This window comes from Microcoleus sp. OTE_8_concoct_300, assembly GCF_031383065.1.
Taxonomy (GTDB): domain Bacteria; phylum Cyanobacteriota; class Cyanobacteriia; order Cyanobacteriales; family Microcoleaceae; genus Microcoleus.
In genome coordinates this window covers 1-24488 of record NZ_JANMZH010000228.1, presented here as the reverse complement: position 1 = coordinate 24488, position 24488 = coordinate 1, and the positions used below count along the sequence as shown (strand labels likewise).

Here is a 24488-nt window from a genome sequence, read left to right as displayed (position 1 = left end):
CGATCGCGCCCAATAAAAAGCCATCTTATTTAAGCTTGAATTTAACGTTGAATTTGCTTGTAAATTGACTGCACTACATCTAGCAGGGTCAAGACTTGCTGCCATTCGGGAGCGTCGGGTTTGTAGCTTTTTGCGCGCTGATGTTTTAAACTCTGGTGCAAAAGGTTCAGCAGCGCGTCTGGAGGCTGCAAGGAGCTCTCCTCTTCATCTGTTGGGCTGTCGGCTGCATTTTCTTCTATGGTTTCTTTGATGCTTTGTGCCTTATCTGCCAGGCCCAAAGCTCTGCCTGCCAGGTTTTCCGGCATTTTTGGCCGTTCCGACAAAGACTCGCCGGTCAGTTCTTCGAGCAGTTGACGGACTTGCTCCACCCATTCGAGATCGTTTACCGAAAAAGAATCGGATTTAAACGCTTGCCCATGTCGTCTTTGCTGAATGCTTTGTAATTTCTGGATCAGGGGAAGAGACTTTAGAGTGATGTTTTCAGGGATTCTGGGGATATCTGACAGCGAACTGCGAGCAATCTCTAGCAATAGTTGGTAAACCTGATCTACCGACTCAATATCTCCCGATTGCGAATTCCAATTATCCATAACTGATGCTAGTAGTTTTCTATATCTAAGACTAGAACGTTGACTATCTGATGAAAGCAAGCTGCTTTTAGGAGCCGCCAACGCTATTAGGACTTACGCGGGCGGGGTCAAAAATCCGGTTTTTGAGCGGATGTTTTGTCAGCTAGCCCCAAGATTTTTTTCAGAAACTGGGTAATGCTGGCGCCAGTCCTAACTATTTTTTAAGCTCTCCTAATGGTAGAAGTGCTTTGTTTGTGGTCGCTTTTAGCGGGAAAGGCGGGCATATGGGGACAGCAAGTTAGCGAGTTCCAGTCGGGTTATCTAACAATGATACCTGTTGGAGCTTATTTAAAATTGCCCAACAGGATATTGATGTTAATGGGTCGGATGTTCCGGGCGGGGCGCACCTGGGATCGCGATGCCGATCGCCCCCGCCCGGAACACGGCCGCGGTCCGGAGCATTTGCGAGCGGGGCCACTGCTATTTTTCTGTGAGATTCCACACGCCGTCCCAGTTTAGTACATCTGAAGGTTTGTGCTGAAATAACTTACAGCGATCGACGTGCAATTTAGCTGCCTTGTTTTTGGGGTCAACTTTCACAACGGCCTCAAATTCGCGTTCGGCGTCTTTAAAGGCTTGCTTGGCTTTTGGTTCTAAGGCTTTCTTAAACTCGCTCAGCAGTTTTTTCACCCGATCGAGTCCCAGATTTTCAAATTCCTCATCTAACATTTCTGCAACTGTCTCCGAGGCCCGACTTTTAATTTTCGCCTGCAATAGCCGTCTGATCTCTGAGGGCTTCAGCCTCTTGATTTTGGGATTTGATGGTTCTAAGATGTCTGCTTCCAACAGTTTTTTGACTTCCCCTTCGTGCAAGTATTGAATCTCGTCTGATGATAGGGGCCTGATTTTTGCTTGCAGCAGCATTTTGGCTTCGTCTTCCGAGAGGTTTTTGAGGCCTTCCAATCTCAGCAGTTGGATTTCTGGCTCTAACAGCACAATGAGTTCGTCGGCTGCAGACAGTTTTTTGGGGTCGTATTCTGAGAGCTTTTTCAGTTGATATAACAAGTTCTTGAGTTCGTGTTCCAACTGTTGCTCGATCTTGTACGACAGTGGTTTCTTAATCTCTGTCTCTGGCATGGAGGCGACCTCATTTAAGATGTTTTTCACCTCACTTTCTGAGAGTCTTTGGGTGACTGGAGTTTTGTAATATTCGCGCCCCTTGGTGTAATGTTCTATAATTTGTTGCTGTGTTTCGGTTAGGGGCTTGCCCACTGGCGAGTATCCCTCGCGGATGCCGACGAGTTCGTAAACGATTACCGGTTCGCTTTTGCCTTTGACAGTAATAAAGTCTAGTTCTCGCACGTAGAGCCGATCGGTATAATCTCTGTAAGTATTGTCGCTGATGATCAAGTCGGTGCCGTACTGCTTGCTGGCGCCTTCTAAACGAGAGGCGAGGTTTACCCCATCTCCGATCGAAGTCAATTCCATGCGTTTGCTACTACCGATGTTGCCGCTGACAACTTCATCCGAATGCACGCCCATACCGATGCTGATCGGCAATTCCTCATTCGCTATACGCTCTTGATTGAACTCTGCCAGTTTTTCCCGCATTTTCACCGCCGTTTGCATGGCGCACCAAGCATGATCCTCTAGGGGCGCTGGAGACCCAAAAACTGCCATCAGAGCGTCGCCGATGTATTTGTCGAGAGTCCCTCCGTACTCGAATACGACATCTACCATCACTTCAAAATATTTATTGAGCATCACTACCACTTCTTCGGCTTGCAATTTTTCCGTAAGTGTGGTATAGCTGCGAATGTCTGAGAACAGCACCGAAACGTTTTTGCGCTTACCGCCCAATCCAGTATCCCCTGAAGCTAACAGCGCTTCGGCTACTTCTGGGGTCATGTAACGGTACATCAAGTTTTTGACTTGCTTGGCGCTGCTAATATCTTCCATGACGACTAACGCGCCGTTGACCTTGCTGGGGTCGGTAGCGTCGGTCATTGAATTAATCGAGAGATTGATACTCTGCGATTTTGCTTCACTAGACAGCAAAACTTGATCCGGGTAATACTGCTGGCGGTCGTTCTCGTCTTCTGGAGACAAAGACGCATCAAACCACTTGCCAAAATCGCCTTTTTCTAACTTAATTAACCCACGCAAAGATTTACCTTCGGCTAATTCAGCATCGCTGACACCCAGTAATTTTTGGGCACTAGGATTGGTCGCTACTATATTGCCTTTTTTATCTGTAGAAATCACGCCGTTAGTCAGGGCGTGCAGCATATCTTTTTGTCTTTGTTCTTGCTGTTTGACTTCGGCAAACAGTTTGGCGTTTTGCAGGGCTACTCCTGCTTGGATGTTAAACGCCTTCATAAATTCCAGGTCGTTGCGATTGAAACTTGCTTTCCACTGATCGGGGGCGTGTGGCCAATCTTCCGGCTTGTAGGGGGGGAATTCTCCTTGTCGTTTTTTATTCATTAATTGGGTGACGCCAATCAATTTCTGGTCTGCATTAAAAACTGGCATACAGAGCATACTGCAAGTACGGTAGCCAGTTTTTTTGTCTGTTTCTTTGGAAGTTTCAGCGCGGGGATCATCGTACACGTCAAAGGGAATCAACAGCGGTTCGCCGGATTCGGCGACGATGCCTGCAAAACCTGCTGTTCTGGGTATGCGAAGTTCTTTCAGGCTGTCGCCGAACGGGATTTTCGTCCATAGTTCGTCTTTATCTTCATCGATCAGCCACAGGGTGCTGCGATCGGCGTTCATCAGTTTGCGGGCCTGATCCATCACGCTTTTTAGGGTATCTTCTAAGTCTAAACTGCTCTGAGAAAGAGCGTTGACGGCGTTCATCAGCGCTGTCGCGGCCCGTTGTCTTTGAGTTGCTGCGTAGAAAGATTTAGAAGACTCTAGAATTAGGCGAATCGACGGGGCAAATTCTCGAAAAACTTGTTCGTCTTCTTGAGTAAATCCTGCCTTGTCTATCTGTGCTTCTAAAGTACCATAATGTTCGTGGTTGGGCTTGAGTTTATTAATCAGTTGAACGACTGCTACTAACTCTCCTGTTTCTTCGTTAATCAGGGGCATCGCCAGCATTGTATAACTGCGATATCCTGTAGTTTCCTCAACTTTTTTGGCGTTAGCCGAGCGGGGGTCGTTATAAAAATCATAAGGAATGTTCACCACTTTTTTTTCCGTGGCTACTTCTCCGGCAATGCCCACATGGGCCGGAACTCGGATCTCTAGACTTTTGCCATTTTCGTCTTTAGCGACGATCGCCCAGAGCTCATTTTTTTCTTCGTCTAATAAAAATATGGTGCTGCGATCGGCATTTAGCAATTCCCCGGTTTTCAGGGTAATCGACTGCAACATTTCGTTAAGGATGGCGTCGAATCCCTGGCTGTCAAGGATATTGTCGAGCATTCCCAGGGTTTGATTGACAACCTTAAGTTTCTCTTCTACTTCCTTAACTACTACTGTGAAACTTTGCTTATTTAGGGGTGCCAGAACACTGGAGAAGTTTTGTTGGCTTTTGACAAGTTGACCACTGTTAGAGGGATGGTGAGAATGCTGTTCCTGATGATTTTTACCTAAAACAGGGACATCTATCACTTTGTCCGAAGAGTAATTGGTAGGAGATGCAGATTTCATAGACCTTTACAGAATCTTAAGCGTAAGGGTTAGTCTCTAAGCTAGGAGAGCGGGCAAGTTCATTAAGGAGTCACAGATCGCACAAAACTCAAGTATGTGTGAAACTATTTCCCAGTGTACAGAACTCCGGCCACAGAGCAAGGCCAATTCAGTTGGGATTGCTAGTGAACTACTGGTGCGAGGGTAATGCTGCTGTGGCATTGCTGCACTCTTGTTAGAGAATGCGAATCCTGTTTAAATGGTTTATTAACTGATTTTGACATTGTGCGTGCCTTGTTTAAGTAGGTTCGGCAGGTCTAAGAGCCGATCGCCCGCAGAAGAATGCGTACTGCAGGGAGGACTGCCCAAAGACGGAGGGCATTGTGGGACTAGCTGCAATTGTGACACCACCAGTTGCGAGTGATGTGTGTCCTTCTCTACACAATTGTGGTTTTTAACTAGAATTTTTGTCAATTTTGCTGCTATAAGCTGTCATCCCGTAAATAAACTCACGGGGCTTTCAGCTTTTTTTGTAAAACTTACGTTTGCTATTTTTAGTGTAACCTCCGGCTTCCAAAAACTCCGCCTTTTTGCCCCCCGATCGGCGATCCGGGCAGTGTAAGGGTATGAGGGACTGAGTTTGACCCTGTTCGATCGTCGGTTTCGGTTGCAGCTTTTTTTCCCGTCTGGGACGCATAAACCGGGTTTTTTAACTTCCATACTTTTTTCAACCCTCCATAAAGATTTAAGAAAACCGATTTGGGAGACTCAAACGGCCAGCGTGGACTATTTTCGACTGGCGGTGCACGAACAATTGTTGTGTCTTCAGGGTTTGGCGGACTGAGTTTGGCGCAATCCGGCGGCTTGAACGAGTAGGGATTCGGCGAAAGCGATGGCTTCTGTTGCTGAGCGGCCGCTGGCGAGTTGGGCGAGTTCTTCGCGCCGCTGCTCACTGTTGAGGGCGGCAACTCTGACTACTGTGCGTTCGACTGATTCAAAGGAGGCTGCAGGTTCGCCGATACTTGGTTCTGCTTCGATCGTCTGTTTGTTGACGCGAAAATGAAAATCAGCCATCGCGGCGATCAGCGGCTGGTGGGTGACGCAGAGAACTTGGTGTTTGTCGGAGAGTTGGTAGAGTTTTTTGGCGATGGCGCCGGCGACTCTCCCGGAGACTCCGGCGTCGATTTCGTCAAAAATCAGCGTACCGGCGCTTTCTATTTGAGAAAAACAGGCTTTGATGGCCAGCAGAAAGCGGCTCATTTCTCCCCCGGAGGCGATCGCGCCCAGGGGTTGCAGGGGCTCGCCCGGGTTGGGGCTGAAACAAAAGGCGATTTGGTCGGCACCGGTGGCGGTTGGGGGACAAGGCGAGATTTCGACTTGAAATTGCACTTTTTCCATTGCTAAAGGCTTAAGTTCTTCTACGAGGTGGGTTTCTAGTTTGAGGGCTGCTTCGCGCCGCAGGGTGCTGAGGTGGGTGCAAGTGTCTTTTAATTGCTCTAAAGCGGTCTGATATGCGAGTTCTAAGGCTTCCATTGACTCGCCTCCTTCTAAAAGCTCGTTCAGTTCGTTTTGGATGCTTTGGTAGTAGGCGATCGCTTCTTTGAGTGGCCCGTATTTGCGACAAATTTGTTTGAGTTCGCGAATCCGATCTTCTACTTCTTCGAGTCTTTCGGGATCTGCTTCTAATTGTTCGCCGTAGCTGCTAATTTGCCTGCTGGCTTCTGTGGCTTGAGCTAAAGCATCGCTGACCATTTCTAGGATTGGTTGCAACTGCACATCGTAAACTGCCATGTCGCTTAAAATTACTTCGGCTTTGCTCAACAAGTCGGCGGCTGATGCGTTGTCGCCGTCGTTTTGGTACAGGGCTTGGTGAACTTGGTAACTCTGCTGCTGCAATTCGACGACGTGGCAGAGGCGGATTGATTCTTGTTCTAGGTGTTCGAGTTCGTCGGCGTCTTCGATGTGGGCTTCGCCGAGTTCTCGGACTTGGTATTCTAACAAATCGAGTCTTTGCAGCCGCTGCTGTTCCGACTGACGCCTGCGCTTGAGCGCTGTTTTGGCGCTGCTGGCACACAGCCATGCGGACCCGATTGTCGATCGCGCTTCGGCGAGTTTTTTGCCGCCGTATAAATCGAGCCATTCTCGCTGGAGGGTTTCTTGTCCGAGGTGGACGGTTTGGCCCTGGGCGGTAATTTCGACGAGCCGATCGCGCAGTTGATCCATTAACTGGCGGTTGACGAGAATTCCGTTCAAGCGCGATCGGCTGCGCAGAGTACCGCTAGATGCGTTAATTTCCCGGCTGCAAACGGCTAAATTTCCGTCTATGGGTTCGATTTCTTGCTCGCCCAGCCACCTTGCGGAAGCAGGATCCAATTCAAAGGTAGCTTCCAATATTGCCCGCGCTGCTCCGGTGCGAATCGATCGGCGATCGACTTTCCCGCCCAACACTGCATCGATCGCATCTAGGATAATCGATTTACCGGCGCCGGTTTCCCCTGTAAATACGTTCAAACTCGGGCCAAACTCTAGATCCAGGCAGTCAATTAGAGCAAAGTTTTCAATTCTGAGGGATAGTAACATGGGGAATGGGGAATAGAGAATTGCGAATTGGGAATGGGGAAGTGGGAATTGGGCATGGGGCCTAAAAGCATCGGACAATTTTAGATTTTAGATTGTAGATTTTAGATTGAGTGGTAATCTTAATCTAAAATCCCCGATGGTAAATCCCCCATCGGATGGGGCCTAAAAGCATTGGCCAAACAGGGAATTGCCTATTGGCTCCTCCACTATCGGGCGCGTCGAATTTCCCGAGTCCCATTTTCATTTTCATCGAGAATACTTTTGATTTTGCCATTCTAACGATCGAGTCTCAACCTCTATGCAAAATAAATTTCTGGTTCCCGTTGCTCTATTAAGCGTTGTCCTGATTGGAGCTTTTGGGTCGAAGCTGCACCAAGACAAGCAGCGAGTCTATGAATTAACCCTAGCGACGGGAAACAAGACAGGCAATTATTATCCTTTCGGACAAGCAATTGCTGAGGTAGTTATGCAACAAAATCCGCGCCTGCGGATTAAAGTTGTTGAGACTCAAGGCGCTGACGAAAATATGCGCCGGCTGCAGGCAAATGAGGCTCAGTTAGCTATTGTCCAGAACGATACGGCGGCAGCGCCCCAAGCCCGGGTAATTGCTTCTTTGTTTAAGGAAGTTTTTCATTTAATTGTTTCGGAACAGTCGGGAATTAAAAGCGTTTCTGATTTAAAAGGAAAACATATTGCGCTGATGGCTCAAGGCAGCGGTTCTTACAGTTCTTTTTGGTTAGTCAGCCAACATTACGGTTTGAAAGCAAGCGATTTTAAGTCTACTCCTGGCTCTTGGACTGAGGGTACAAAGTTGTTTGCTAGCGGCGAGGCTGATGCTATTTTTCGGGTGCTACCTCCGGGGAGCGATTTGGTTAGCGATTTGCTGCAAAATACGCGGGCAAACTTGGTGTCCATCGACCAAGGAGCGGCGATGAAAATTAAGTTGCCTTATCTCGAAGCTAACTTGATTCCTAAGGGTACTTACAAGGCCGCTCCAGCAGTACCAGATACGGATTTGCCTACCGTTGGGGTGGAGGCTACTCTGTTGGTTCGTGAGGATGTCGATCCGGAAATAGTTAAGGAAATTACGCGGATTTTGTTCGAGAGCCGCCGCAATTTGGTGGCTGCTAATCGTTTGGCGACCATGATTAGTCAGCCGTCCGGAAGCGGTAGTTTTGCTCTACCAATACATGAGGGCGCTCAGGCTTATTACGATCGCGAAAAGCCGGATTTTTTAGCAACAAATTCCGAGGTTATCGGTTTGTGTTTTTCGTTTGTTACTCTTTTTGTTTCTTGGCTTTGGCAGTTGCGAGCGCGCTTTTTGCAGAAACAAAAAAATCGAGCTGACAAGTTTAATTTGATCATTCTAAATTTGATTCAAAGAATCCGCCAAGCCGGAACTTTTGAGGAAATAGAGCGGTTGCAAGAAGAGTTATTTGAGATTTTTAAGCAAGTTATTGGGGATTTGGATGAAGATAGAATTGATTCGGATTCTTTTCATTCTTTTACTTTTACTTGGGAAACAGCTCTAAAAATTGCGGCTGATCGGGAAAAAACTTTGCGGAATTTGTCGCTCGTTTCCCATGATTTAAAAGCTGATTTGACTGCTGTAAAAAAGGTGGAAAAATAATTTATGTTAGCAGTTATTGGTTATTATAGCCTTTCTCAGTAACATGAGGTACTATCGGGCATAGGGCATAGGGCATAGGGCATAGGGCATAGGGCATAGGGCATAGGGCATAGGGCATAGGGCATAGGGCATAGGGCATAGGGCATAGGGCATAGGGCATAGGGCATACCTCACTTTCTTGAGAACCGCTATAGTTTCTTCCTGGATGCAAAAACTGGTTTCACACTACTTATAGCGGTAAGGTGCGGAGTTCGTCCCCTACTTAATTTATAAGAAGAGTTATAAGTCATTAGTCATTAGTCAACAGCCAACAGCCAACAGCCAACAATCAACAGTCAACAGTCAACAGTCAACAGCCAACAGCCAACAGTCAACAGTCAACTATAATTCCGGTGCAAGCGGAATTGATATGACCAATAACCAATGCCCACGTTCCATTTTTTATTCAATAAAATTTAAGTGTTTTCTAGCAGCAACCGTTACCATTCTCCCGCGATTTGTCCGCTGCAAAAATCCGATTTGCATTAAATAAGGTTCGTATACATCCTCAATGGTTTGAGTGTCTTCTCCTGTAGAAGCTGCGAGGGTTTCTAAGCCCACTGGGCCGCCGTTAAAGTTCTCAATCATTGCTGTTAAAATCCGCCGATCAGTCCAATCTAAACCTAGGGGATCGACGTTGAATAATTCCAGGGCGAGCGAGGCAACTTCGGCATCAATTGGCTTTAAATTTTTGACTTCGCTGTAGTCTCTAACTCGGCGCAGCAAGCGGTTAGCGATGCGGGGGGTTCCGCGAGCTCGGCGGGCAATTTCTGTGGCTCCTTCTGGGGTGATTTGAGTGTCGAGAACTTGGGCAGTTCTTTGGACAATTAGACTGAGTTCGTCTATTTCGTAGTAGCGTAATCTTTGGATCAAGCCGAAGCGATCGCGCAATGGAGATGTCAGCGACCCAACTTTTGTGGTTGCTCCTACTAAGGTAAAGGGTTTCAGGGGAATGCTGCGGATTTTGGCACTTTTGCCTTGACCGATGGTAATATCTAAGCGGCAGTCTTCCATCGCCGGATAGAGGATTTCTTCTGTAACCTTAGATAAACGGTGAATTTCGTCGATAAACAGCACGTCGCCTGCTTTGAGGTTGATCAGCAATCCGACAATATCTCGCGGTTTTTCTAAAGCCGGGGCTGTGGTGATTTTGCATTCAACTTCCATTTCTGCTGCTAAAATTAGCGACATTGTGGTTTTTCCCAACCCTGGCGGCCCGTAGAGTAACAAATGATCCATCGGTTCGCCGCGGGATTTGGCCGCTGCAATTGCGATCGCCAAAACTTCTCTCAAGTCTTTTTGCCCAATGTATTCAGCTAAGCGCTGGGGCCGGATTTTGTCGTCTTGTTTGCTGTTGATTTCCTCTGGTAGTTCTTGCGATTCTAGCAAAGATTCCGCCTGGGGTTTGGCGGCTTTTTTGCGACGGGCTGGGGCTATGTCTTCGGGTAGATTTGGATCAGGGGGCTGTTGTTTGGAGGAGATAATAGCCATATTTATCTGCGATCGGGCAGCGGGAATTGTTTACAATTGTTAGCAGAATCTTTACAATTATTGAGTTCGTGATGAGTATTCCATCTTCTTTATTAGCATCGGAAAGCATAACTTTTGAGGGGGCGATCGAGCTGACTCAATCTTTACTGTCGTTGATTGAGGCCGATCAACTTTCAGAGGCCGACATCGAGCAAGCCGTTAGAGCTCTGGTGAAAACACAGAACGGTGCTAGGGGTTTTTTTGTCACCTATCTAACGGACGATCTACCGGAGGCAGATCACCCGTCACCCGGAGTAGTCGAGGCGCTGCGATCGGCTCCTGAGATCGTAGCAGAACTGCTGGTGAAAAATTTGGCGATGTCGTCGGCAATGATCGTGTATCATTCGCGCCATCAAAGCGAGGAAAAGGCGGCCGGTTCTGCTAGAGTGCAGAAGCGCTCGCGCAATTTAATTCAAATCCTGCAAATGCCCGCCTGTCAAACTATAGCGTCGCAAATGCTAGAAAGTTTGCAGAATGCCAAGGGCGAGTACGAGGAATTTTTCCAGCGGTGGGGCTACGACGACGAGCAAAAACTAGCGATGGGTTCGGCAGTGCGATCGGCGATCGGCTAAAATAACATACTTCCTCAGGGTGGCATATGCTTGATCAAAGCGACGGGGCTGTGGAATAATTGCGGTTTAGCAAAAGCTGCACAATTGTAGCTTGAGTTGATTTAGGTGTGAAGCTAGTGAACGAGGGCGAAAAAATTGCAGAGAACGGTGAAAGGAGTTGCCCAAAAGGCCCGAAGGGTGGGCGACAGGCTGCCCGCAATTCGCCAGCGGTGGGCGAAGCTGAATCTGCTGGCAACATTGGTGCGCCGGGACTTGGAAGCTCAATACAAAGGCTCGATTCTGGGCAATTTGTGGCCGCTGCTGAATCAGCTATCGCAATTAGTGATTTACACTTATGTATTTTCGATCGTCCTCAAGGTAAAGCTCAGCCTTGCAGGCTTCCCGGAAAACAGCGACATTACCTTTGGAGTCTGGCTGTTCTCCGGTTTGCTGCCTTGGAGTGCCTTCACCAGCGGTTTGATCAAGTCGGGAGTATCCGTGGTGGGGCAGCCAAATTTAGTGAAAAAAGTGGTATTTCCCCTCGGTTTGCTGCCGCTAGTGCCGATTTTTACAGCTTTTATTGAAAGTTCTCTGGGTTTAGCAGCTTTGATTGTAATAGTAGCAGTGTCCTCGCAAAAGCTCAACGCTACTTTATGCTTGCTGCCGCTGGTTTGGATCCCTCAGTTGCTGCTGACAGCCGGTTTGGGATATTTGACAGCGGGCTTGACGGTGTTTTTGCGAGACATTCCTCAGACATTAGGTGTTATTCTAAATTTTTGGTTTTATTTGACGCCGATCGTCTACCCAGCATCAGTAATCCCCCAAGAGTGGCGAGCCTGGATATTTTGGCTCAATCCAATGGCCGCCATCTCGGAGGTTTATCGAGACCTCATACTGCTTGGAGAAGTTAAGCATTGGGGTGAATGGGGTGTCGCCACGCTGATTTCTGCTGCTATATTTTGTGGAGGTTTGGCGGTTTACCGACGTTTGCGTCCCGCTTTTGCTGACGTGCTGTAAATTTTTTGGAGAGCAAAAATTCATCTAAAATCTCAAATCGAGGGTACTGTAAATTTGTTTTATATCTACAGTCAATCTAAAATCTAAAATCTAAAATCTAAAATCGATTGTGCTGTAAATATGTTTGAGATTTCAAGTCAATCTAAAATCTAAAATCTAAAATCTAAAATCGATTGACTGCCGCCCATGACAGAAAATGTAATTTCACTCAAAAATGTTTCCAAATGCTTTAAGCGGTACGATCGTCCAGGAGACCGCTTAAAGGAAATTCTTTACCCCAGCAAAAAACTCGCTGACGAATTTTGGGCCCTGCACGATATCAATCTAGCAATTCCTCAAGGACAAACTCTGGGAATCGTCGGTCGCAACGGTTCAGGAAAAAGCACTCTCCTGCAAATAATTGTGGGGACGCTGACGCCTACCGCAGGAAGCGTGGATGTTAAAGGGCGAGTCTCCGCTTTGTTAGAACTCGGAAGCGGGTTTAACCCGGAATTTACCGGGCGGCAAAATGTGTTTTTTAACGCTCAGTTACTGGGATTCAATCAAAAACAAACTGAAGAAAAGTTTGACGATATAGCTGCTTTTGCTGATATTGGGGATTTCATCGAACAGCCAGTCAAGACTTATTCTAGCGGTATGTTTGTCAGGCTAGCTTTTGCCGTTGCGACTAGCGTAGAGCCGGATATTTTGGTGGTTGACGAGGCTCTTTCCGTCGGCGACGAAGCTTTTCAACGAAAGTGTTTTGCCCGCTTGCAAAGCATTCAGGAAGGTGGCGGAACTATTTTATTTGTTTCTCACGCTGCTACTTCTGTGGTGCAACTTTGTACGTCGGCGATTTTAATGGATAGCGGTGAATTGCTGCTTGCTCACACGCCGAAGGTGGTAATTTCTAAGTATCAAAAACTGATTTATGCCGATCCAGATAAGGTTCTGGGGTTGAAGTCAGATATTCGAGATCTCAACCAACTGACCAAACAGGAAAGTCAAGACCCCCTTCAGGATGCTAATTTAGAAAGCACAAAGACGGAAGTTAAACCCGAGCAACATCTCTCCAAACCAAAGGAATATTACGAGGAATTTTACGATCCGGGGATGATACCGTCGAATACGGTAAGGTATCCGTCTCGCGGAGCGGAAATTATCAACCCCCACATCGAGACTCTGAGCGGAAATGTGGTAAATCACTTGATCGGTCGTCAAGATTATATTTACACTTACTCTGTCACTTTCTCGCGGTCAACTTCCAAAGTTAGGTTTGGAATGTTGATTAAAACAATTAGCGGTTTTGAGTTGGCGGGTGCTTCTTTGAAGGGTTCTACTCAGTCAGTTAGGTATGTGGAAGCGGGAACGACAATTGTAGTGAAGTTTCAGTTTAAATGTTTGCTGAATCCCGGGGTTTATTTTCTGAATGCTGGGGTTGTGGGAACGGTAGATGGAGATTTAACTTATTTGGATCGTTGCGTTGATGTGGCGATGTTTAGAGTTCAGTCTTGTACAGAGTCTTGCGGTAACGGCATCGTTGACTTGCTGATCGAACCGTGTTTAACTATTGTTAATGCTGATTCTATGATGAAAGAGCCGTCAACCGAGGTTATCTAAAATTCTGTGAAAATCATGAGCGATATCAATATAGATTTAGTCGAAAATCCCGTAATCAAAGCATTTATTCGAGATCAAGCTAAGTTTCCCGAAGATTTTAAACTGAAGATCTGCGAAGACGATGAAATGTATTTGTTTAGCTTGAAAAAAATCGCCGACGATGGAGACGATGGCACTCGGGCTTTGGTGCGCTATTATGGGATCGGGCGCAGCGTCCTGAATACAGTTAAACAAGTTGTAGAATGGCATTTTGGCAGTTTTGAAAATGTACCTTCTTTTCTAGATTTTGCCTGCGGTTACGGTCGATTTACCCGGTTTTTGATTCAGGAAATGCCGCCGGAAAAAATTTGGGTTTCTGATATTTATGCTAACGCTGTCAAGTTTCAAACCGAATACTTGGGCGTCAATGGTATTGTCTCAACTGGAAAACCAGAAAATTATTTAATTGAGCGAAAGTTTGACTGCATTCTGGCTAATTCTTTTTTTAGCCATATGCCGGAAAGAACTTTTACGAATTGGCTCCAAAATTTGTATGATTTATTGACTCCTAACGGCATTTTGATGTTCAGCGTTCACGATCAGTGTTTGCTAGAGCCTCACATAGAAATGCCTGCCAACGGTATTTTGTTTAGTCCCGAAAGCGAAAGTCAGTCTTTAGATAAGGAAGAATACGGCACAACTTATGTAACAGAAAAGTTTGTGAGAGAACTTGTCGAAAAAGTTAGCGGAGGCAAAGCTTTTGTTCACCGCATCAAAAAAGGTATCTGCAAATTTCAGGATTTGTATGTGGTCACAAATCAGCTAGGGAGAGATTTTTCGGAGTTGAAATTTAATCACCAGCCGGGAGGATATATTGATGTCGCTGCTTTTACGAGAAAAGATAGTTTATATTTGGAAGGATGGGCGGCTGATGTGAATCTCGACGGTCGAATTGAGGAGGTGCAAGTGCGGGTAAACGGTGAGGTTGTGCAGAGGTGCGAGCCTTTTTACGATCGCCCGGATGTGGCTGCATATTTTGAAAAAGATGCGATGTTGCAGTCGGGTTGGAACTGTTATTTACCGAAAAACACTGTGACGCCAGAGGATGTGTTAATAGTCAAAGCAATCAATAACTACGGGGCGGAATGGATTCTGGAAACTTGCACTGTGAAATCGCTGGTGAGCAAAAGGAAATCGCAGTCTCTATTGGGGTCTACTCAGGCAAAAATTAAACTAATCGAGACTCAGTTAGCCTCGGCTCACATAGAATGGGAGCACAGTCAAAATAAGTTAATGATTACTCAAACGAAGTTAGAAGAATCTCAAACCCAGTTGGCAGAAACTCAAACTGAATTAATTTCAGCTCACACCCAGTTGGAGCAAACTCAAAATCAGTTAATTAATGTCCAAACGCAGTTGGATCAAACTAAAAATCAGCTAATTAATGTCAAAAAAGAACTAGAGCAATCGCACAATCGAGTTTTGGCAATGGAAACCAGCAAGTTCTGGAAGCTGAGAACCGCGTGGTTTCGAGTCAGGCGGTTCCTCGGCTTACCGGGAGAGTAGCGAGCAAGTAAAATTGGTGTGAGAATTAGGGCGAGGGAGAAGGGAGAGAGATTGTGAGTACAAATGACAGCAAATCGTCGGTTTTTATTGTAACTGGAATGCACCGTTCTGGTACATCTTTAACAGCTTCTTTGTTTCAGAAAGTTGGGGTTGATATTGGCAAAAAGTTAGTGGGCGCGGCCGACGGAAATGTGAAAGGTCATTTCGAGAATGTTGATTTTGTGGAGTTTCACAAAAGTGTTTTGCGATCGCACGGTATTGATGAACTCGGCTGTACGTTGGAAAAAAGGATTCCGGTATCACCAGAATACGTCGAAATCGCCAAAAGGGCGATCGACCAAAATCAACAAACTCACAAACATTGGGGTTGGAAAGACCCGCGAACAACCCTTTTTTGGGATTTTTGGCTGAGTTTGCTCCCAGAAGCTAATTTTATCTGTGTTTATCGATCGCCCTGGGAAGTAGTCGATTCCCTTTACCGCCGGGGAACCGATGTCAGCTTGCTGCAACATCCCGAAATGGCAGTAAAAATGTGGCTGCACTACAATCAAAAAGTTTTAGAACTTTACGAACGTTTTCCCGATCGGTGTCTGCTAGCAAACGTTTACCCGATCGGCAACACTCCCGAACTTTTCATTTCCGGAGTCAAGGACAAATTTAATGTCAACTTAGGTGCGATACCGGGCGACAATTTTGAAGAATCTTTATTAGTCAACGATATTGTCAAAAGTCACAGACCAAGTTTAATAGAACAATATTTTCCCGAAGCATTAGAACTATATGAACTTTTAGAAACCAAAGCAGGAAATCTGAGCAGCGAATCGAAAGATGCGATCGATCAAGTTATTCATTTCCCAGCATCTCCAGTCTGGCCATTTGAAGATTGGCTAAAAATCCGCTTGCTGGAAAAACAGCAAAAAACCAGCTATTGGGAACTCAAACAGTGGCAAGAACAATTTCACCAGGCCCAGGCGAAAGTGTTGGGATTAGAGACAGAATTAGGAACAACTCAAGTACAGCTTGCCGGCCAAGAATCGAATTTTCAAGAAGCTTTAGCAAAACTCCTCGGATTAGAAACAGAATTAGGACAAACTCAGGTACAGCTTGCCGGCCAAGAATCCCAATTTCAAGAAGCTTTAACAAAAATCTTAAAATTAGAAGCAGAATTAGGGCAAACTCAGGTACAGCTTGCCGGCAAAGAAGCGCAATTTCAAGAAGCTTTGGCGAAACTGCTCGGATTAGAAACAGAATTAGGACAAACTCAGGTACAGCTTGCCGGCCAAGAATCGCAATTTCAAATAGCTTTAGCAAAAGTATTGGAATTAGAAGCAGAATTAGGGCAAAGTCAAGTAAAAATTGAAGAGAAAGAATTTAGATTGCAGGAAAAGTTGGCTGAGTTACTGCGCTTGGAAACAGCACAAAGTCAAACTCAGGAAACATTAAAGGCAACTCGGCAAGACTTGGAACAATCGCGCCAGGAAAATGAAAGATTACAGGCAGAAATGGCGGGAATCAAGTCTTCGGGACTGTGGCAACTGAGAGAAAAATGGTGGGAATTTCAGCGCCGAATCGGCGAGTTGTTTCCAACGTTTGTGTTTTCGTTAGACCAACCCACTACTTGGCAAGTTTGCGATTCCAACCTGCTAATTGTGGGTTGGGTTTTTCACAGAAAAAAAGAGATTACAGCAGTCCGCGCCAGAATTGAGGACAAGAGTTTCGCGGGTGTTTACGGCAGAGAAACAAGCGATATAACGCCAGCACACTCTAATATTCCGGCGGCGAATAAATTTTGTTTTACTATTGAAGTCCAAGCGTCGGCAGGACGGCACGAAGTGCTGCTGGAAGCGCAAGACGAGCGAGGTAAATGGCATCTTTTGGCAGCTTATCCGCTGGTAGTTTCAACGATTCAAGCATCCTTAGATGTACCGGCGGTGTGGGAACAGCGTCCGGGTCAAATTTTGTTTGCAGGTTGGTGCTGCCACCACTCTAAAAAAATTGCTAAATTAACCTTTTTGTGCGGGGAAAATTCTATAGAATGCGCCTACGGTTTGCGGCGAAAAGATGTCGGCGAAGTGTTTCCAGACTGGGTTAACAGTTCGGAAAGTGGCTTTGAAGTCCTTGTTGATTTGCCTCCAGGCGAATGGCACGTTTCGCTGCAAGCTGAGTTAGAAACAGGGGAAATTTTGTATTTTCAAGCACCGAAAATATTGAACGTGCGGCGCTACGATATCTGGCAGCGAAGTGCTGATAAATTTGAGGAGTTTTCGAGTTTTATACAGGCAATCCGGCAGCGGGCGAGGGAGAGAAAACAGCGTCTGGGCAGAATTGTGCCGATGCCGTGGGAAATTGTCAGGGTGATGCACCAGTTGGGGAAGATTTATCGGCAGCAAAAACAGTTTACTGCGCCTGGAGATTTGCTGCCGCCTGCGGGTTTTGTGGTGCCTCAACCCATTGATAGGTATGACGCTTGGCTGGAGGTGAATCAGTGGAACGATCGCGCGCGCAATTACTTGATTTATCGGTTAAAATCCTGCCGGGAACCGCTGCCAAAAATCTCGGTGGTGATGCCAGTTTACAATCCCCAGATAGATTTTCTCACAAGTGCGATCGCTAGCGTAATCAATCAAGTTTATCCCAACTGGGAACTCTGCATTGCCGACGATTGCAGCACCGATTCCACTGTTGCTGAAAATTTGAAAAACTGGGGCCAAAAGGACGATCGCATCCGCATCACATTTCGCACAGAAAACGGCAACATCAGCGCAGCAACTAACAGCGCCGCCGCCCTCGCAACAGGCGACATCATCCTGTTTTTAGACAACGACGACGAACTAACTCCCGACGCATTAGGCGAAGTCGCCCTATATTTTGCAGCGCATCCAGCCACCGATTTTCTCTACTCAGACGACGACAAAATCGACACCAAAGGTCGCAGGTTCGCCCCGCAATTCAAACCAGAATGGTCGCCGGAACTGCTGCTTTCCTATATGTATCTTGGTCATTTGTGCGCCGTAAAAAAACACATTTTTGAACAAATAGGCGGTTTGCGGATAGGTTTGGAAGGCTCGCAAGATTACGATTTTGCCTTGAGAGCAACCGAAATTTCTCGCCACGTCGCCCACCTGCCGCTAGTGCTGTATCACTGGCGAACAGCACCCGGTTCTACAGCCATATCTGGGGCCGCGAAACCCGCCAGTTTTGCCGCAGGTCAAAAAGCCATTCAAGACGCACTAAACCGCCGACAAATTAAGGGCAATGTCGCTCAGCACGCCTGGGCAATTAAAGAAAATTTGGGAATATTTGCCCAGGATTTCCCGGATAATGGTCCGTCAGTAACGGTGATTATTCCTACTAAAAATCAGCTTAAATTGCTGAAAGCCTGTTTAGATTCTCTGGAAACTACCACCTACAAAAATTATCAAGTTGCCATCATCGACAACGAAAGCGACGACCCGAAAACTCTGGAATATTTAAAGCAATTAAATTGCCAAGTTTTGCGGATAAAAAATCCTGGGGGCAAGTTTAGTTTTGCAGCAATTAACAACCGCGCGGCCGAACAAGTTGACAGCGAATATGTGTTGTTTTTGAACAACGATACTGAAGTAATTAACCCGCGCTGGCTTAGTCAAATGGTGGGATACGCTCAAATTCCCGCTGTGGGTGCAGTCGGCGCCAGGCTTTTATATCCCGACGGCCGAATTCAGCACGCGGGCGTAATTCACGGGCTGCATCACGGTTTGGCGGGTCACGCTTTTAAGCTGATGAACAGCGAAAATCGAGGCTATCTTTCTCAAGCGATGGTAACGCGAAATTACTCTGCAGTAACAGCGGCTTGCATGATTACTCCGCGTCAATTGTTCTTAGAATTGGGCGGTTTTGATGAGGATAATTTTGCTGTTGCTTACAATGATGCAGATTACGGATATCGGCTGTTAGAACGGGGTTATCGGTGCGTATATTGTCCCGATGCGGAATTGTTGCACAAAGAGGGAACTTCTAGGGGTTTTACCGACAATCCTCAAGAAGTAGCGGCTTTTAGGCGCAAGTATGCACGGAAAAATGACAGTTTTTACAGTCCTCACTTGTCTTTAGAAGATGAGTATTTTCATATTCAACCTCGACGGTTTTTTATGAAGGAAGAGGGAAGTTCGGCAACGAGCAATTTACGGGATGTAATGGATGTAACGGATAGATGGAAGAAGGAAGAAGTCCGAGGCCAGAAGCAAGAACTAAAATTGGGTGATTTGGACTCTTTGATCTCAGCCAATAATTTGGTAAATCCTCTCAAAGTTTTGATGTGCAGCAATTCGCTGGATTTTACGGGGGCGCCGCTGCATCAGTACGAAATCGCGGTGAAATTGGCGGCTGAAGGTGTGATTGAGCCGATCGTACTTTGCACAACAGAGGGGCCCCTGCGTCAAGCTTACGAACAGCAGGGAATTGAAGTAATTGTGCGCGACAATCCTCTCGAACACATCTATCAGCGCGATCCTTACAATGAAGCTGTACGCAGTTTTAGTAAGGAAATTGAAAGTTTAAAAGTAGATGCAATTTATGCCAATACTTTAGAAAACTTTTTTGTAGTTGATGCGGCGCGCCAAATCGGAATTCCTGCGGTGTGGAACGTGCACGAAAGCGAACCTTGGCAAACTTATTTTAACAGGTTTGGTTCGGAGATTGCGGCGAGAGCTTTAGAGTGTTTTCGCTTTCCTTACAAAGTAATTTTTGTGGCGGATGCAACGCGGGATAGGTATTTGCCTCTCAACAGCCACCACAATTTTACAGTGATTCACAACGGCTTAGATTTGAGCAAACTCGAAAATTCGGATAATTCTGAATCGGCTAGAAAAAGTTTAGGTGTTGCAGCAGAAGATGTGGTAATTTTGCTGCTGGGAACGGTATGCGAACGCAAAGGCCAGCAGGATTTAGTTAAAGCACTTTCACTTTTGCCTGACAAATGGCACAATAAAATTAGGTGTTTTATTGTGGGCGATCGCCCGAGTATTTACAGCAATCAATTAGCCAATTTGGTTGATGAATTGCCCCAAAATTTACAGCAAAGGGTGACTGTTGTCCCGGAAACTTCCGAGACTGGGAAATATTACCAAGCAGCAGATATTTTTGTTTGCACTTCTCGCGTAGAAAGTTTTCCCAGAGTAATTTTGGAAGCGATGGCTTGCGATTTGCCAATTATTACAACGCCAGTTTTTGGGATTAGAGAACAAGTGAGATCGGGAATTAACGGTTTGTTTTACACGCCCGATCGCCCAGAAGAACTAGCGGCATCACTGCATACTTTATTGGAGGATAAATCTTTGCGCCAGCGGTTAGCAGAAAATGCTAAATATGTGTTAGAGTCGTTGAATACTTTTGCAGAAATGACTCAAACTTACGGTCAAATTTTTCGAGAAGCTTATTTTACTAAAAAGTAACGGTTCAAGATTGAAGGGTGAAAAAGTATGGAGTCAAATTCCGAGCGTATGGAAGAGAACACCTCCAATGAATTAACAGCTAAAAATTACTGGGAGGCTAACCCAACAGCCGCAATTACGAAGCAAGGTTACTGGTTGTCTAATCCGATTATTGAAAAAGCTATAAACCATCGGTTGTCAGGTGGTAAGACTAATGCTTACTGGCTAAAGTGGTTAGTCAAAAAATATTTCAAAAATCGACGGTTCGATCGTCTTTTGTCTATTGGTTGCGGTGTGGGGAATCACGAGATTTTGATGGCTAAATTAGGATTAGTCACTCAAATAGATGCCTTTGACTTTTCCGAAAGTTCTTTAGAAATTGCTAGAAAAGATGCCGCAGCAGCGGGAGTAGAGATTAATTTTTATCAAGATGACTTTAATTTGTTTACGATTGATGATAATAAAAAATATGATATAGTTTTTTGCTCGGGTTCGCTGCATCACGTCAGAGAACTAGAACGATGTTTATCAAGTGTTCGGAAATGCTTAAAACCCGATGGATATTTTATTGTAAATGAATACATAGGAGATTGCTACAATATATACAATCAAGCTCAAGTGGATGTGATTAATCGCATTTACAAATGTTTTCACTACACGCTAAGATCGGGAACAACTGAAATATTTAGTAGTCCAAGTATTGAGAGAGTATTGGCGAAAGACCCTTCAGAAGCAGTCCGGTCAAAGCTGATACTTCCGTTTTTAGAATTCTACTTTGATCTGGAAGTCTTGAATCCAGCCGGTGGGGGGTTGCTTCACGAACTTTACCCTTTGTTAGATCACTATCAACTTTCAGACGGAGAACCCAAGAGTGAAACGATCGTCAAGTTATTGCTTGAGATTGAACAAATATTAATGTCTGTGCCCGGAGGACTATCAAGCGATTTTTGTTTGTGTATTCTGAGACATAAAAAACCAAAAACAATGGAAATAATACGGCCTAAAATAGACTACGAAGAAGCTTGGGATAGCTACGCCCAAGAATGGAAAGACAATAATCCTGAACTCGCTTATTTGGGCGATGAATGGATAGGGAAAGGTGCTGGTGCGGCTAACTCGCTATCAGAATATGAATCCTTGATAGAACAGGAATTTATTGCACCGTACATCAAAAAAGAACATACGGTTTTAGAAATTGGTATCGGCGGCGGAAAAACAGGTTCGCTGTTGCTGAAATATTGCGATCGACTAATTTGTGCCGACATTTCCAGTCAAATGCTACAAGCCGCCCGATCGCGCTTGGGGAGCGATCGCGTTTCTTACGTCAAACTCGACGGTTTAACATTAAACGGCATCGCCCCGTCCTCAGCTGATGCGTGCTTTTGTTACGATACAATGGTACACGTAGAGCCGGTAGACATATTCAACTACCTAACTCAAATTCCCAAACTGCTGCGGGGCGATCGAATTTGCGTCTTTCACCACGGGAATATTCTCAGCGAATTAGGGTGGCAAAAATTCGCCAGCGAGTGGGACAAAAACCTGCTGGGACGCAGAGACGGCACTGCATTTTCAGTTATGACTGATACAATTATGGAAAAATTTCTCACTCATTTAAACTATGAAATCATCCTGAAAAATACATATTCAGTACCGCGAGATTGCGTCTGGATATGCAAAGCACCAACCCCCAATGAATAAAACCAAAGCTTTTTAGCCGAATCTAAATATTTTATTCCAACTAACAACAGAAAACAGTCAACAGTCAACAGACAACAGACAATGAAAGCATTATTTCTTCACCCCAACTTCCCCGCCCAATACCGCCACATTATCACGGCTTTAGGCGCAGATCCCAAAAATCAAATTGTTTTTGGCACTAAAAACGAGCGTCCCGAATGGAACATTCCCGGCGTTCGCAAAGCAGCATTTACACCCAGCCGCGAACCCCACCCGCAGACTCACCAATACGTCCGCCCTTTAGAAGGTGCCGTCATCTACGGACAAGCCGTATTTAGAATGGCTGAACAACTCAAAGCAGATGGTTTTGTACCCGATATTATCTGCGGACATTCTGGTTGGGGGCCGACATTGTTTGTCAAAGAAGCCTTTCCAAATACGCCGCTTTTGTGTTATTTCGAGTGGTTTTATCACTCGATCGGTTCCGACGCAGATTTCGACCCAGCGGAACCTTTAACAGTTGATGATATGGCTCGAATTAGAATTAAAAATGCGCCAATTCTGATCGATTTATATTCTTGCGATTGGGGTGTGTCGCCCACTTATTGGCAACGATCGCAATTTCCGCCAGAATTACAACAAAAATTATCCACACTCCACGACGGCGTAGATACCGATTACTTCAAACCACACCCCGGTGCTAAACTGGTTTTGCCTAACTTAGATTTGTCTGGCGTTGATGAAATTGTCACCTACGTATCGCGGGGAATGGAACCTTACCGGGGTTTTCCAGAGTTTATTGAGTCGATCGCCTATGTGCAAGAACGCCGCCCCAACTGTCACGTCGTAATCGTTGGTTCAGAAAGAGTTTGTTACGGGCGTTCTTTACCGAATGGCGAGTCTTACAAAGACCATATGCTCAAAAAAGTGCCGCTAGATTTGTCGCGAGTTCACTTTGTCGGGCCACTACCTTACGGGCTGTATTTAAAAGTAATTCAAGCATCAGACGTACACGTTTATTTAACCAGACCTTTCGTGTTATCTTGGTCGATGATTGAATCTTTATCGACAGGATGTTTAGTAATCGGTTCCGACACAGGGCCCGTGAGAGAAGTTATCCGCGATGGAGAAAACGGTTTGCTAGTCGATTACTTCTCGCCGAAACAAGTAGCCGATCGCATTGATGAAGTTTTAGACCATCCTACCCGCATGGCAGAAATTCGCGTCAAGGCCCGTCAAACAGCATTAGAACGATATAGTTTAGCTAAAATGTTGCCACAACATTTACAACTGATAGAGCAAGTAGCAAATCGTTCGATGCCGCCTACAGTTGGTATGCAACCAGAACGGGAATTAGCGGCATCTTTTGGAGTTAGAATTTAGCACATTCCTCGATGCAATTTAAAAAATTGGTTCACTAATTGTTGTTACTGTACCTCATAGCATCGGAAAGTGCTGTAATTGACCAACCTTAACAAATGTAACTAATTGTGGTTTTAGAGGTGAACAGCAATATAACTTTACACAGACATACCAACTTTATCTATTTCCTGTTGAGCTAAAAAACTTTATAATACCTAGTGAAATTGTTTACAGGAGAATCGAATGTCTTTTAAAGTTAGTGGACGAGTTTACGAAGCCGAAAGTGGTAATGGTATTCCTAACCTAATTATCGAAGCCTTTGACAAGGATCTTGTTAAGAGCGATAAGTTAGGACAAGTAAAGACTAATAGCAATGGAACCTTTGAAATTACTTACTCGGAAGCAGATTTTCGAGGCAAATTTGAGATATTTGAAGGCAATCCTGATTTATATATTGTGGTCAAATCGCCTGACATGAGCAAAATATTGTATAGCAGCGAGAAGAACATTCGCAGTAATGCAAAGAACAATGAGCATTTTGATGTTGCAATTCCCAACGCTACCTTACTTGCAAATAAAGAAAGGTCTTCAAAAGATTATAAGCAGTTATTAAAACTCCTCATCGGTGTTGCCTGGATCGATGGGGTACTCGAACCAGGAGAACAAGCATTTTTGCAACGGATGGTAAATTAGAAAGGACTGGCTGACGATCCGGAGATTAAATCCTTGTTATTGGTAGATAAGCCAGTACAGCTTGAAGAATGTTATGGCTGGTTACAAGCCTATTTAGGAAATCATAGTGAAGACAAAGATTTTCAGGAATTGTATGAAGCCCTTGAATCCTTGATGTATAGCGATGGTGCGTTGGATAGCCAGGAAAAGGAACTTTTAGCAGAGCTTGCAGCTACAGACGTAGCGAACGCCCCAAGTCGCCAACTTACTCTACAGCGCCGATTCATGAGCATGATGCTCGATAGCAAATTCCTGGCTAACGTACTACAGATGGAGCGCTCATCAATGGTTAGTCAAACAGCAATTGGGACTGGCTATTATGCTCGCGTTCCCTATCAAGTCATAAGTCGCTTCAGTAGCACTGCGAGTACGAAAATTCTCGCAGACGATATGGCGAAACTCTATTTAACTGACAACTTCGCCCCAGTAAAAAAAGAAATCACTGCGGACAACCTGACAGTAGAAGGCGAGGGAGCATAACAGTTATGCAATCAGTATAAATACTGATGATAATTTAAGCTGCTGCTTTGAGATTGACACCAATCATTCCATTTAAGTAAGCTACTCGATGAGCCAAGACTTGCGGGACATTTTGCTCATTCCATTG

14 protein-coding genes are annotated in these 24488 nt (G+C 45.4%); 10 read left to right on the top strand and 4 right to left on the bottom strand.

Annotation, left to right across the window (positions count from 1 at the left end; all coding sequences use genetic code 11):
- Positions 1 to 41: 41 nt before the first annotated feature.
- The 3 genes from ACUVJL_RS10950 to recN form a co-directional block, all read right to left on the bottom strand.
- Positions 42 to 590 (bottom strand): inorganic pyrophosphatase, encoded by a 549-nt coding sequence (locus ACUVJL_RS10950; RefSeq protein ID WP_445245866.1) that lies wholly within the window; start codon positions 588 to 590, stop codon positions 42 to 44.
- A 459-nt stretch (positions 591 to 1049) separates the two neighbouring features.
- Entirely contained in the window at positions 1050 to 4226 is a 3177-nt protein-coding gene (locus ACUVJL_RS10945) for a GAF domain-containing protein (RefSeq protein WP_445245865.1), read from the bottom strand.
- Between the two features lie 804 nt (positions 4227 to 5030).
- A complete protein-coding gene (gene recN / locus ACUVJL_RS10940; protein ID WP_445245864.1) occupies positions 5031 to 6785 on the bottom strand; it encodes a DNA repair protein RecN in 1755 nt (584 codons plus the stop codon).
- 298 nt (positions 6786 to 7083) lie between these two features.
- On the opposite strand from recN, the gene ACUVJL_RS10935 reads away from it, so the two are divergent.
- Positions 7084 to 8415, top strand: a complete 1332-nt coding sequence (locus ACUVJL_RS10935; RefSeq protein ID WP_445245863.1) for a TAXI family TRAP transporter solute-binding subunit — start codon at positions 7084 to 7086, stop codon at positions 8413 to 8415.
- Between the two features lie 441 nt (positions 8416 to 8856).
- On the opposite strand, the gene ruvB is transcribed toward ACUVJL_RS10935, so the two are convergent.
- Positions 8857 to 9945 carry a Holliday junction branch migration DNA helicase RuvB gene (gene ruvB / locus ACUVJL_RS10930; RefSeq protein ID WP_445245862.1) on the bottom strand — a complete coding sequence of 363 codons (1089 nt, stop codon included), beginning with the start codon at positions 9943 to 9945 and terminating at the stop codon, positions 8857 to 8859.
- A gap of 71 nt (positions 9946 to 10016) precedes the next feature.
- Between ruvB and ACUVJL_RS10925 the strand changes: the two genes are divergently transcribed.
- The 9 genes from ACUVJL_RS10925 (at position 10017) to ACUVJL_RS10885 (ending at position 24361) form a co-directional block, all read left to right on the top strand.
- The gene (locus ACUVJL_RS10925) at positions 10017 to 10556 is read left to right on the top strand and encodes a hypothetical protein (protein ID WP_445245861.1); all 540 of its coding nucleotides are present in this window, start codon (positions 10017 to 10019) and stop codon (positions 10554 to 10556) included.
- A gap of 147 nt (positions 10557 to 10703) precedes the next feature.
- Positions 10704 to 11552 carry an ABC transporter permease gene (locus ACUVJL_RS10920; RefSeq protein WP_445245860.1) on the top strand — a complete coding sequence of 283 codons (849 nt, stop codon included), beginning with the start codon at positions 10704 to 10706 and terminating at the stop codon, positions 11550 to 11552.
- A 186-nt stretch (positions 11553 to 11738) separates the two neighbouring features.
- Positions 11739 to 13151: an ABC transporter ATP-binding protein gene (locus tag ACUVJL_RS10915; protein ID WP_445245859.1), complete on the top strand. Its 1413-nt coding sequence runs from the start codon at positions 11739 to 11741 to the stop codon at positions 13149 to 13151.
- Positions 13152 to 13166: 15 nt separating this feature from the next.
- Entirely contained in the window at positions 13167 to 14696 is a 1530-nt protein-coding gene (locus ACUVJL_RS10910; RefSeq protein ID WP_445245858.1) for a methyltransferase, read from the top strand.
- A gap of 53 nt (positions 14697 to 14749) precedes the next feature.
- Entirely contained in the window at positions 14750 to 20128 is a 5379-nt protein-coding gene (locus ACUVJL_RS10905) for a glycosyltransferase (protein WP_445245857.1), read from the top strand.
- A 27-nt stretch (positions 20129 to 20155) separates the two neighbouring features.
- Positions 20156 to 21808 (top strand): class I SAM-dependent methyltransferase, encoded by a 1653-nt coding sequence (locus ACUVJL_RS10900; RefSeq protein ID WP_445245856.1) that lies wholly within the window; start codon positions 20156 to 20158, stop codon positions 21806 to 21808.
- Positions 21809 to 21889: 81 nt separating this feature from the next.
- Positions 21890 to 23170, top strand: a complete 1281-nt coding sequence (locus ACUVJL_RS10895; RefSeq protein ID WP_445245855.1) for a glycosyltransferase family 4 protein — start codon at positions 21890 to 21892, stop codon at positions 23168 to 23170.
- Positions 23171 to 23392: 222 nt separating this feature from the next.
- The gene (locus ACUVJL_RS10890; RefSeq protein WP_445245854.1) at positions 23393 to 23842 is read left to right on the top strand and encodes a hypothetical protein; all 450 of its coding nucleotides are present in this window, start codon (positions 23393 to 23395) and stop codon (positions 23840 to 23842) included.
- Positions 23843 to 23875: 33 nt separating this feature from the next.
- Positions 23876 to 24361, top strand: coding sequence for a hypothetical protein (locus ACUVJL_RS10885; protein ID WP_445245853.1), 486 nt, complete (start codon positions 23876 to 23878; stop codon positions 24359 to 24361).
- The last annotated feature ends 127 nt before the right edge of the window (positions 24362 to 24488 follow it).